Here is a 12,171-nt window from a genome sequence, read left to right as displayed (position 1 = left end):
ACATTGTATGATTCAATTACGTATTAGATTAACACTTGACAAATTTATAATACTTTCAGAAATATTTTTTTTAATTGATTGATTCTGACTTCGTTTGAAATTGTAATAATCTAATTTAATTTTAACATAATACTTATTATATGGAGCTCTAACATTGGCAAAAGAACAAAATTCTAAAAATTCTAAGAAGAAAAAAAGTACAGTAAAGTCTAAAACCAAAAAAGAAATGAAAGCCAGCAAAAGTAAATCACGAGCAAAGAAACCTTCTGGACAGGAAACACAAGCACAGGCTGCTCATACAAATAAAGACCAGAAGAAACCAGAAAAAAATTTGATAGAAGCTTTAATAAAGGAAGCAGATGAAAATGTAAATAACGATTCACCAGAGGAAGTGGAAGTAGACCCCGATGCATTGCGTCGTGGGGATAAACCAATGAATATAGTGGATCATCTGGATGAATTCCGTTCAAGATTGCTCATTGTGTTGGTTACTGTAATAGCATTAACTGTATTAGGATTTTATTTCTCTGACTTTTTGCTGGATGCAATTAACAAGCCATTCATAGAGTCAGGTTTTAAATTAAATATATTTAATCTGGTAGAAGGGTTTGTGTTGCGAATAAAGGCTTCTTTTGTGATGGGACTGCTTATAGGCTTGCCTTTACTTGTGTATCATTTATGGCAATATATAAAACCAGCCATAGATATTGATAACCGAAAATTTGCAGTATATTCTATTATTGCAGCTGTTATATTGTTTTACACTGGTCTAGGAGCTACATATTTTTATTTATTGCCGTTATCAATTAAAGTGCTCCTTAGCTTCACTCCTCCTGACATGGAAAATATGATAAATGCTTCAAAATACTTTAATTTTGCAATTTTATTTGCAGTGGCTATCGGCATCACATTTGAAATGCCCATTATAATCATGATACTAACCCGCATTGGTATAGTTTCACCATCATTTTTAATCAGCAAAAGAAAATATGCGATAGTCCTGATATGGATTTTTGCTGCTGTTATAACACCAACAACTGATCCATTGACATTAACTCTTGTAGCGGTACCTTTGATGCTTTTATATGAACTATCGATAATAATTTCAAAATTCATTGTTATACGAAAAAAGCGAAAAGAACTTACACAATAACTATTTGACAATTTTGCTTATGTATGACGCTATGTTTTCGTTGATATATATCTTGATGTTTGTTTCATGGTAATAGTTTTTAATAAAACATAATTGAGAGGTGAATTATGGCAATAAAATATCTGGATCAGAGCAACGTCAGCAATAAAAAGGTTTTAATACGTGTAGATTTCAATGTACCGTATGATAAAAATATGAATATTACTGACGATACCAGAATTACTTCAACATTGCCAACTATTGAATACTGTTTAAAGCAAAATGCAACAGTAATCTTAGTATCTCACTTAGGAAGGCCAAAAGGAAAACCAGTACCTGAAATGTCACTAAAGCCTGTTGCAAAACGACTTTCAGAGTTATTAAAAAAAGATGTGGTATTTATAGATAAACCTATTACACAGGGGATTCAGGATGAAATTAACAAATTAAAACCAGGTGATGTGGCACTATTGGAAAATATAAGGTTTTACCCTGAAGAAGAAAAAAATGATGAAAATTTTGGTAAATTATTAGGTTCATTGGCAGATGTTTACGTTAATGATGCATTTGCAACAGCTCACCGTGGACATGCTTCTAACGAAGCTATTACACGTTATGTTAAAGAATGTGTTGCAGGTTTTTTAATGAAAGATGAACTTGAGTATTTTAAAAAGGCGTTAGTACAGCCACAAAAACCAGTAACAGCTATTATTGGTGGTGTAAAAATTTCCACAAAAATTGATGTGCTAAAAAATATAATTCCTAAAGTTGACAACCTTCTTATAGGTGGTGGGATGTCATATACTTTTTTAAAGGCATTGGGATATAATATTGGTAAATCTGTTGTTGAAGATGACCAGCTTACTACAGCAAAAGAAATTATTGAACTGGCAAAAAAGCATAATGTCAACTTACTATTGCCAGAAGACATTGTTGTAGCTAACAAGTTTGACAGCCCGGAAGGCAAGGAAGTCGTTCCAATTACCAGTATTCCAGATAACAAAGAAGGTGTTGACATTGGCCCTGCTACCCGTAAAAAGTTTTCAGAAATTATAAAACAATCAAAAACAGTTATATGGAACGGCCCGTTAGGTGCTTTTGAAACAAAAGAATTTGCTGAAGGCACTGGCGAAATTGCTAAAGTAGTTGCTGAGTCAGGTTGTACCAGTGTCATTGGGGGCGGTGATACTGGTGCAGCAATTAATTCTTCAGGTTATGCTGACAAGATGACATATATCTCCACTGCAGGTGGTGCATTTTTAGAACTTATGGAAGGCAAATTTTTACCGGCCGTTAAAGCTCTGGATAAATAAGGGAACTTTTAAAAACTGTTTTTTAAGGATGTTCCCTTGTAAGCACAATAGAGAGGATAAAACTACTTTCTATTACATGAATAATTTTAAGAAGAAAGTAGTTTTTAGAGGTGCCTATTACCAGTAACTATCGCACATAAAAATAAAAAAGCGGGTTTTATGATAACCCGCTTTTTTAATACCATAATAAAAATAATTTTTAAACACTATGTTATGCGATAGTTACTACATATTAAGTGCTTTCTTTATTGTTGACACCAGATTATCCGGATTAACCGGTTTCTGGAAAACACCATTAAAACCTAACTTATCGATTTCAATATTAGTTGCAGTTGCCGTACCAATGCTGCTTAAAAGATAAATTGGTATTGAAGGGTTGCTTTTCTTAATTTCCTGGGCAACTTTTGTACCTGCATCTATTCTTTCCATCATCATATCACATAAAATGAGATCTGGCTTGCTGCTTGCAACAGCGTCAATACCTTCTTTTCCACTCATTGCAGTAACTACATCAAATCCATTTGCTGAAAGAATAGCTTTGATAGAATCTAAAATATCCGGGTCATCATCAATTACTAAGATAATTTTCTTATTTGCCATACTTATCACTCCTGGTTAGTAGTAAAATTAAATCCCTTTGCCCGCTATACAGCGAGAAAATTGGTTTTCAATGAATTCTGTTAAAAATGTATATGCATCATCTAAATTACACTTTGCCCTACTGGTCATAGGCAACCCCATTTCCCACTCATAGCCCCTGATTGCCAGCATATAGCATTCAGGTTTTTTATTATATAGATCCTGGCAAAGTGCAAGTATAGATTCAGCCGACAATTCGTGAGTTGTAAATGTAATTGTATGTGCCGGCTGAATCTTATTTAATTCATACGATTTATCAATGTTAAGTGCCGCATCTGCAAAGATAACCAGATCATATTCTGAAATGGTTAATGCATCTTCAATGTTGAGTTGATAATTATAATCCACATCAACATACTTGCTCAAATGTTCATCATTTTCAATCCTTAATGCCAGCTCCACACCCAGGCCATCATCCTGTCTTCCAGGATTACCATATCCATATACCAGGCACTTAACATTATTCAGCATGCTTACTTCCTTTTCTGATCTACAACATTGCCTTCAGCATCAACCAATGTAACTTCCAGAGGCATCTTCCCAATAGCATGTGTTGCACAGCTTAAACATGGGTCATAGGCACGTATTGCAACTTCAACTGCATTGAGCATGCCTTCAGTAATTTCCTTTTTGCCACTGATCTGATTAACCGCTACCCAGTTAACTGCTCTGTTCATTGGCTCATTATTATTGGTAGTGGAAACAATAAGATTAGCCATTTCAATCTGGTCATTATCATTTATGCGATAGTGATGGAACAATGTACCTCGTGGTGCTTCAATTAATCCAACACCTTCTTTAACCTTTGTACCCTTAGCAACAAGCTTGTCACCCTGCAGATCAGGGTCATTTAAAAGCTGCTCAATCATTTCTGCTGAGTGCAATAATTCAATTAAACGTGCCCAGTGCATATGCATTGACATATTATTGGGTTTGCCATTTGTATATGCTTTGAATTCTTCAAATTCTTTCTGTGCCAGCGGTGTTGGGATAAAATCAGCAGTATTGAGTCGTGCCAACGGCCCTACCCGGTACCATCCATCCTTTTTGCCCAATGACTTGAGATATGGGAACTTCATATAACTCCAGGATCTGACTTCCTCACCTACATACCTGAGATAATCCTGATAATCAACATCATTTAATATCTTCTTGCCATTAGCGTCAACTGCTCTCAGGACTCCATGGTAAAGATCCAGTGCACCGTCTTTGCGAACAAGGCTCAAATGATTTGATGGGAATGCTGCAAAGCCATCGATAAAATCTTTATTCTTCTTATGATATTCTTTAAAAAGATTTAGCGCTGCCTGTGCCCATTCTATCATCTTTTTAATGTTCATTGGATCAGCACCTTTGAGGAACTCATCCCTTTCCTGAACACTTAAGTTCTTGTTAATGCCACCAGGTATTGCTCCGGTACCATGTATCTTTTTACCTGCTGTTGCTCTGATTATCTCCTGGCCAAATTTACGCATCATAACACCCTGTACTGCTAAATCAGGGAACTTCATAGCAACACCAATGACATTGCGTATTGCCGGATCTGCATCAACTCCAAACAATAAATCAGGTGATACTAAATGGAAGAAATGCAATGCATGGGACTGGAACATCTGTCCATAATGCATGAGCCTACGCATTTTTTCTGCAGTGGGTGTTAATCCATCAGGGCCAACACCTACAATAACATCCATCGCTTTAGCTGCTGCTAAATGATGGCTAACAGGGCAAATTCCACAAAGGCGCTGCACCAGAACCGGTGCTTCCCAGTATGGTCTGCCCTGAACAAATCGTTCAAATCCTCTAAACTCAACAATGTGAAAACGTGAATCAAGTACATTGTTCTGAGGATCAAGCTGAATGGTCACTTTACCATGACCTTCAACCCTTGTTACAGGTTCTATCGTTATTTTTCTAGCCATATGCTTCAATCTCCTAAAACAAAATTAGTCAAACTTAACAACTTCGTACGGTAATTCTAACTCTTTACCGGTAAGAAGTGCTACCAATGCCTCCCAGATTAAATCTGCTCGTGGTGGACATCCGGGAAGAAAATAATCTATTTTAACTATCTCATGACATGGATATACCCTGTCCAAAATCATTGGTAATTCATCATCATTGGGAATAATATTATCATCTACTGTTGGGCATTTCAAGTATGCTTCTTCTAAGCATTCTTTTACGGGGATACCATTACGCATTGCTGGTAATCCACCCATAATTGCGCATTCACCAACAGATATAAGTATTTTACAGTTTTTGCGGAACAACTTCAAGTTTTCAACATTTTCACTATTACAGCATCCGCCTTCTATTAATCCAATATCACACTGTTTGGTGAACGTTTTAATATCATCAATTGGTGACTTGTTAAATTCAACCAATTCAATTAACTTTAAAATTCTATCATCAATGTCCAGAATGGACATATGGCATCCAAAACATCCTGCCAGTGAAGCAGTTGCGACAACTGGTTTACTCATTGTATTCCTCCATAGATCTTCATTAAAATCAGGCTTTTTCAATTTCACTGCCAATTGGCTTGCTATCAAATTTACGCTTTCCAATTGGGATAGCAAAACCAACTTCTTTCTTCAATATAGCACCAACCGGGCACAAATCCATTGCTTTCTGGGCCATTTCATCGGTCATGGTTGCTGTTAAATCCTTATCTACCGTAATTTCAACATGGCCGCCCCTGTTAACAACACCAAAGATGCGCTTGCCATCAGCTGTTGTTACACCCCGCACACAACGTAAACACTGAACACACCTATTTCGTTCTATCACAATCTTAGGTAATGATGCATCAAGTGTTCGCTTGGGGAAAAGGAATGGAAACCGTGGTGCCATCATCAAATACCGGTATCCTAACGCCTGTAACTCGCAATTACCGCTTTTTTCGCATGTTGGGCACATATGGTTGCCTTCTACAAAAAGCATTTCAATTATAGCTTTGCGATAATCTTCCAGATCAGCAGTTTTGTTTTCTACTACCATTCCTTCAGTTACCGGTGTTGTACATGCAGCCATATTCCTGCCACCAACTTTAACCGTACAGATGCGGCAGGTACCAGCTGGTTTCAACCCTTCAAAATGGCATAATGTTGGGATATAGATGCCATTATCCTTTGCTGCTTCAACAATTGTTTGGCCGGGTTTAGCCTTACATGATTTTCCGTCTATTGTAAAATTTATAGTACTCATATTAGTGTTCCTCTACCTTTGGAATTCTTCCTGCTGCTTTACATGATTCTTCAACAGCAGCTAAAAGATCGAATGTAGATACATAATCAGTATCCTTCTTTACTTTTGCTTCATACATTTCTCTGAAATTCTGGATAGTTGTATATATTGGATTTGGTGATGTTTGTCCCAAACCGCAACGGCTGGTAGCTTTCACTATCTTACACCAATCTTCAAGTTCCTGAATATCTTTTGTGGATGCCTTCCCTGACATTATCTTTTCTAATTTTTGCTTTAATATAACATTACCTGCTCTACAGGGCACACACCAGCCGCAGGATTCTTCCACAAAGAAATCCATGAAATTATGGACTATTTCAAAAAGATCGCGATCCGGGCCAATGATAATAATTGAACCACCAGTAGCAAGATCATCAAAGCAGATTCTTCGTCCAAAATCTTTCTTGCCAATGCATGTACCTGATGGACCACCAACCTGAACAGCCTTTGCATTTCTTCCACCAACCATTTCTAATAATGTATTGACAGTTGTGCCAAATTCAACCTCGTATATGCCTGGATTCTGACAATCCCCAGAAACACTCAATAATTTTGTTCCTTTAGACTGTGCAGTACCCATCTTGGCAAACCATTCACCGCCTTCTAACATGATGCGAACTGCACAACACAATGTTTCAACATTATTTACCGTTGTAGGATAACCCAGGTAACCTTTTTGTACCGGAAATGGTGGACGATTACGTGGTTCACCACGCTTGCCTTCTGCTGATTCAATGAGTGCTGATTCCTCACCGCATACATACGCTCCCGCACCCATCTGTATTCTGATATCAAAATCAAATCCTTTGCCTGCAATGTTTTTGCCAAGAATATTTTTGGCACGTAAATCTTCCAGTACCTTTTCAAGGTATTTCTTCAAATACAGGTATTCAGCTCTAAGGTATATAATACCTTCATTGGCCCCTACGGCATAACCTGCAATAGCCATGCCTTCAAATAACATATGAGGCAACTCGGTTAAAATTACGCGGTCCTTGAAAGTTCCCGGTTCACCTTCGTCTGCGTTGCAAATAACATAATGCTTTGCACCTTCAGCCTTTCTACAAAATTCCCATTTCATACCAGTTGGGAAACCCGCACCGCCTCTTCCTCGCAGATTAGCAATTTTTACTTCTTCAATGACATCTTCCGGTTTCTTAGAAAGTGCAGCCTTAATTGCAGAACCTTGATCATACGGTGCAAAGAGTACCGGGCCTTTACGCATAATATTATTCTTTACCATTGCACGGATCAAATCGGACTGATTTGCACCATCACCGTACTCTTTTACAAGATCCTTCACATCTTTTCCGGCTTTCATCCCGGCTACTATCTCTTTTACCTTATCCTGAGTAAGGTTTGTAAAAACAATACCATTAATGATAGCAGCAGGCTCCTGATCGTTCATTCCGATACAAGAAGTATCGTACAATCCAATAATGCCATCAGAAGTTGTTCTTCCAAAGCTGCAGCCAACAGCATCTTCAAATGCTTTTGCAATTGCAGCTCGGCCTTTCATATTAGCAACCGCACTGTTATTCAGATATACTGTGTACTTGCCTCTTGGGGTTTTTGTAAAGAAGTGGTAAAATGTTATCACTCCTTCAACATCAACCTTTGAACAATCAAGTAGCTTAGCAATCTGACTAACAGCCTCATCCGACACACACCCTAATTCGGACTGCACATCTGTGATGATGTCCATTAAACGGGTCTTGTCGTTTTTGTACTTTGAAACAACCTGTTTAACAACCGCATCTAAGCTTGCCATATTACCTCTTTTTAATATTTAATTGATAATGTGATTATAAAAATTTTAATAATAGTTACTAAGAAAACAATGATGAAGTGTAATTAGTACAATCCTTTTATACAGAATATTATTTTCAATAAAAAAATCTTAAATATAAACATTTTTACCAATATGTGTTACTAATATATCATTATTATTCATTTTATAATAACTAAATAAAAATATTATATTGAAAATAATACTAAAAAATAGTTATATTATTTTAATTAGTATAATCAAAAAAATTATACCTTAAAGGAAAATCTTTTCTATTTTTATGGAAGATTCAAAATTTTAAAATTTTTGTTTAACTATTCAATAACCAGGGAGTTAAAACTTTCTCAAATATTTTTTTACCTTGCATGTACGATAAAAAAATTCCATAATTAGTATACGGTACTCCTGCAATTTCATAATCATGTAATCGGGCAATCATTGCCTGCCTTGATATCATACAGCCACCACAGTGAATAATAAGTGAATATTTTTTAATATCTTCCACGTCCACATATACCTTACCCAATGCATGGTCAACTTTTATATTGGGATATTTGTTATACAACATTTTAGGTATCTGTACTGTACCAATATCCTCAGCAATTCTATTATGATTACAGGCTTCAGCAATCAAAACTGATGCATTCTCAGGCAACGATTCTAAAACCAGTACACCTTCAATAAATTTTTTAAGACGACCATCACTTTGATAATTAATCATTATTATAGAGAACGTAGTGAGCAATATATCATCAGGACACCATTTGCCCATAACATCTATAGCCTGAGAATCAGTAAATATACAATGAGGTTTGTGTTTTATTGATGATAAAAATTTTACAAATCGTGAATATTCTTCATCTTTTTCTTTTTGTGTTCCACGGGCTTTTTTTAAATTCAAACGAAATGAAACAGGATATGACCAATTCCGCGTAATATATTCTTCCACCATCGCCTGTGGTCGTAAATACCTGCCCTTTGGTGTTTCTTCATCCATAGGTATTATGAGTACATAAAAATTATCCTTTTTTAAAAAAGGAATTAAAGGAGCTTCTTTTGATTTAGGTCTATAGTGAGTAACAATAAACTGGATCAGGGCATTTCTGTATGATGTATCATTTGCTTTTATTGCAATCCAATCATAAAATTTTAGCGCTGGAATTGTGTTACGTATATCATTTATTTTTTCTCTACTCTCACCAGTAAAAATATTGAACACAATAAGAATCTGCTTATGCAGGTTGCGTGCATCATCAATCAATTTTTTTTCGTACTCATAATGATTACGCGAAGGATCAATAACCAGTATTACACAGTCACACTCCTTTAAATTGTCATAAACCTTTTTTCGCTTTTTTTCACCAAGTAAACCACCCTCATCAATACCTGCTGTATCAAGAAGTTTTACTGGCCCAATCTCGTGAATCTCACATAATACTTCTTTTGTGTCAGCTGTTGTCCCAGGTGTAGAATCAACTATAGATGCTTCATATTGCACAATACAATTTAACACCGAGCTTTTACCGGCGTTCATACATCCAAAAATGCCAATAATATCTCGCTCCACAACTACCGACATTGTTCTCTCCTGGTATAAAAATGTACGGGATCACCTTTTGAGTAATATGCAATTGCAAATCCGTGTTTTGTTATAAGTTGTTCAAATTGTTGATGAGCAGCTACCCCTGCTTCAGTTTTACCCTGGTACAAATCGTAGTAGCGTTTATAATGCTCAGGAGTAACATTTATCATCTTGACATTGGCTCCTGCATAAAAACTATTAAGCACTGCAGTACCATCAAGCACTTCAAGTGCAGTCGTGGAAGCAATATTCACATCCCTGCATACTATGCGGGTCAATGCAATCATAAGTAACGTACGTTGCACTATTTTTGTTTTATTATAATGATTTTGTGCGATAGTTCCTGTTGGAGTATCTGGATGCACTACATAAGGTCCCATACCAATCATATCCACATCCATCCTTTTGAAAAAAAGAACATCTTGTGCCAGATGAGTGATTGTTTGCCCGGGAACACCTATCATCACTCCCGTCCCCACCTGATATCCAATCTTTTGTAATGTATAAAGACAATCAAGACGTTTATTAAACGAATGGTCTTTGGGATGCAGCATTGCATATAAAAAAGGATCTGATGTTTCAATTCTCAGTAAATACCTATCAGCACCGGCTTCAAACCACTTTCTGTAGGTGTCTTCCGTTTGTTCACCCAATGACAAAGTAATGCCTAACTTTCCATTGCTAATTCTTTTTGCATATTGAATAGATCTAGTAATAAGTGATATAAAATTTTCTCCCGATTGTTCTCCTGCCTGTAACACAATTGAACCAAAACCCGCTTCATAACAATACTGAATAGCCAATGCTATTTCATCAAACGATAAGGTATACCGTTGTATCTTTGCATTATCTCTTCGTATGCCACAGTAATAGCAGTTTTTTCTGCATATATTAGAAACTTCAATCAATCCACGTAAATATATTTTCCTTCCTGAAATTGTATCTGTTATACTGCGTGCAATCGTAAAGATTTCATTAACCGCATCGCTGTCAGTAATAGACAATATAAATTCACAATCATTTATATCAACATTGTCTTTTGTACAAATTGCATTCACACTACTAACAATAGACATCCCGTTTGCCTTTCTTTATTTGCTGTAATAGCTTTTGTGTTCGTGCAGCAATAGGTGGTTCCATTTGCTGCATCATTGATTGTATTAACGCCATTCCTTTTGATTGTGTCTTTTCACTGGCATAATCCAATAGATATTCCATAAACGTTGCCATTCCATTGGGAGTACAAAACTGCTTGATAAGTCCCGGTTTTGCTTTATCCATAAAGTCTTCCCCTGTCCTGCCTAATCTGTAACAGGCAGTACAAAATGAAGGTATAAAACCCATTGAAATTAAATCATAGATCACTTCATCCAGGCTCCTATGATCACCAATGCTAAACTGTGCATCAACATCATCATTGAGCGAATATCCACCAGGATTAGTTTTACTTCCTGCTGAAATTTGCGATACACCTAACATCAATGCTTTTTTTCGCATAAGTGGATCTTCACGAGTTGATAATATAATACCGGTATATGGTACCGCACACCGTAGAATTGCTATTATTTTTAAGAAATCATCATCACTTACTCTATATGGTGGATTCTGTGAAAATGGGGTATCGATGGCTGGCTCAATACGGGGCACACTTATGGTATGGGGACCAACCCCAAAATTTTTTTCTAAATGCTGTATGTGCTGCATCATTGCTAAAAGCTCAAACTTCCAGTCAAATAAACCAAAAAGCACACCAATACCCACATCATCAATACCTGCTTCCATTGCTCTGTCCATAGCAAAAAGACGCCATAGGTAATCAGCTTTTTTCCCTTTTGGATGTACTTTACTATATGTGTCTTTATGGTAGGTTTCTTGAAATAACTGGTAGGTACCAATTTTTGCTGCTTTAAGTTCTTTAAACTCTTCAACTGTTAACGGAGCAATATTCACATTTAAACGGCGAATCTCTCCATTACGTTTTTTAACGCTATATACATTTTCTATTGCATCAAGTATATACTGTAAACCCCTTTTATTACTGCTATACGGCGGATATGCTTCACCTGCTACCAGAAGAAGCCGTTTATGACCCTGCTCTACAAGAGTTTCCACTTCGCATTTTATTTGTTCCATTGTTAAATAATTTCGCTTTATTGTTCTGTTGCTTGCTCTAAAAGCGCAGTACACACAATCATTTGCACAGTAATTTGAAATATATAGTGGTGCAAAAAGAACTATTCTATTCCCATATATCTGCTTTTTGATATAATCGGCTGTTTCATACAACTCATTTGCCATTTCAGTGGAGATTGCACTTAATATAGCAACATCTTTACTATCCAGGCCCTTTAATTCCTTCGCTTTTGCCAGTATTTCTTTTATGGCATAACTATCTACTGTAACATTTTGTAAAGTATTCACTATACATTGTTCATCGATATAGGTTTCCATCCTGATAAAATCTCCT

The 12,171-nt window shown here is 36.3% G+C and carries 11 protein-coding genes; 2 read left to right on the top strand and 9 right to left on the bottom strand.

Features of this window, described 5'->3' with window-relative positions; all coding sequences use genetic code 11:
- The first annotated feature begins 154 nt into the window (after positions 1 to 154).
- Together tatC and AB1444_09955 are read left to right on the top strand one after the other, a co-directional pair.
- A complete protein-coding gene (gene tatC, locus AB1444_09960; protein ID MEW6526979.1) occupies positions 155 to 1,153 on the top strand; it encodes a twin-arginine translocase subunit TatC in 999 nt (332 codons plus the stop codon).
- Between the two features lie 107 nt (positions 1,154 to 1,260).
- Positions 1,261 to 2,445: a phosphoglycerate kinase gene (locus AB1444_09955; GenBank protein MEW6526978.1), complete on the top strand. Its 1,185-nt coding sequence runs from the start codon at positions 1,261 to 1,263 to the stop codon at positions 2,443 to 2,445.
- Positions 2,446 to 2,670: 225 nt separating this feature from the next.
- Here the strand turns inward: AB1444_09955 and AB1444_09950 are convergent, their stop codons facing one another.
- The 9 genes from AB1444_09950 to hydG form a co-directional block, all read right to left on the bottom strand.
- Complete coding sequence (locus AB1444_09950; protein MEW6526977.1) at positions 2,671 to 3,045, bottom strand: response regulator; 375 nt, start codon at positions 3,043 to 3,045, stop codon at positions 2,671 to 2,673.
- A 27-nt stretch (positions 3,046 to 3,072) separates the two neighbouring features.
- Entirely contained in the window at positions 3,073 to 3,555 is a 483-nt protein-coding gene (locus AB1444_09945; protein ID MEW6526976.1) for a hydrogenase maturation protease, read from the bottom strand.
- Between the two features lie 2 nt (positions 3,556 to 3,557).
- Positions 3,558 to 5,006, bottom strand: a complete 1,449-nt coding sequence (locus tag AB1444_09940; protein ID MEW6526975.1) for a Ni/Fe hydrogenase subunit alpha — start codon at positions 5,004 to 5,006, stop codon at positions 3,558 to 3,560.
- 24 nt (positions 5,007 to 5,030) lie between these two features.
- Positions 5,031 to 5,570, bottom strand: coding sequence for an NADP oxidoreductase (locus AB1444_09935; protein MEW6526974.1), 540 nt, complete (start codon positions 5,568 to 5,570; stop codon positions 5,031 to 5,033).
- A gap of 28 nt (positions 5,571 to 5,598) precedes the next feature.
- Complete coding sequence (locus AB1444_09930; GenBank protein ID MEW6526973.1) at positions 5,599 to 6,294, bottom strand: 2Fe-2S iron-sulfur cluster-binding protein; 696 nt, start codon at positions 6,292 to 6,294, stop codon at positions 5,599 to 5,601.
- Between the two features lies 1 nt (position 6,295).
- A complete protein-coding gene (locus AB1444_09925; GenBank protein ID MEW6526972.1) occupies positions 6,296 to 8,104 on the bottom strand; it encodes an NAD(P)H-dependent oxidoreductase subunit E in 1,809 nt (602 codons plus the stop codon).
- A 328-nt stretch (positions 8,105 to 8,432) separates the two neighbouring features.
- On the bottom strand, positions 8,433 to 9,701 hold the full coding sequence (locus AB1444_09920) for a GTPase (GenBank protein MEW6526971.1): 1,269 nt from the start codon (positions 9,699 to 9,701) through the stop codon (positions 8,433 to 8,435).
- Positions 9,692 to 10,780, bottom strand: a complete 1,089-nt coding sequence (hydE, locus tag AB1444_09915; protein ID MEW6526970.1) for a [FeFe] hydrogenase H-cluster radical SAM maturase HydE — start codon at positions 10,778 to 10,780, stop codon at positions 9,692 to 9,694. Before hydE ends, AB1444_09920 begins: the two co-directional genes overlap by 10 nt.
- Positions 10,767 to 12,155 carry a [FeFe] hydrogenase H-cluster radical SAM maturase HydG gene (gene hydG / locus AB1444_09910; protein ID MEW6526969.1) on the bottom strand — a complete coding sequence of 463 codons (1,389 nt, stop codon included), beginning with the start codon at positions 12,153 to 12,155 and terminating at the stop codon, positions 10,767 to 10,769. The genes hydE and hydG overlap by 14 nt, the downstream gene beginning before the upstream one ends.
- Positions 12,156 to 12,171: the final 16 nt, after the last annotated feature.

The sequence above is a fragment of the Spirochaetota bacterium genome (genome assembly GCA_040756435.1).
Classification (GTDB): domain Bacteria; phylum Spirochaetota; class UBA4802; order UBA4802; family UB4802; genus UBA4802.
Note: the sequence above shows the minus strand (reverse complement) of the source record. Positions and strands in the feature narration are given on the sequence as shown.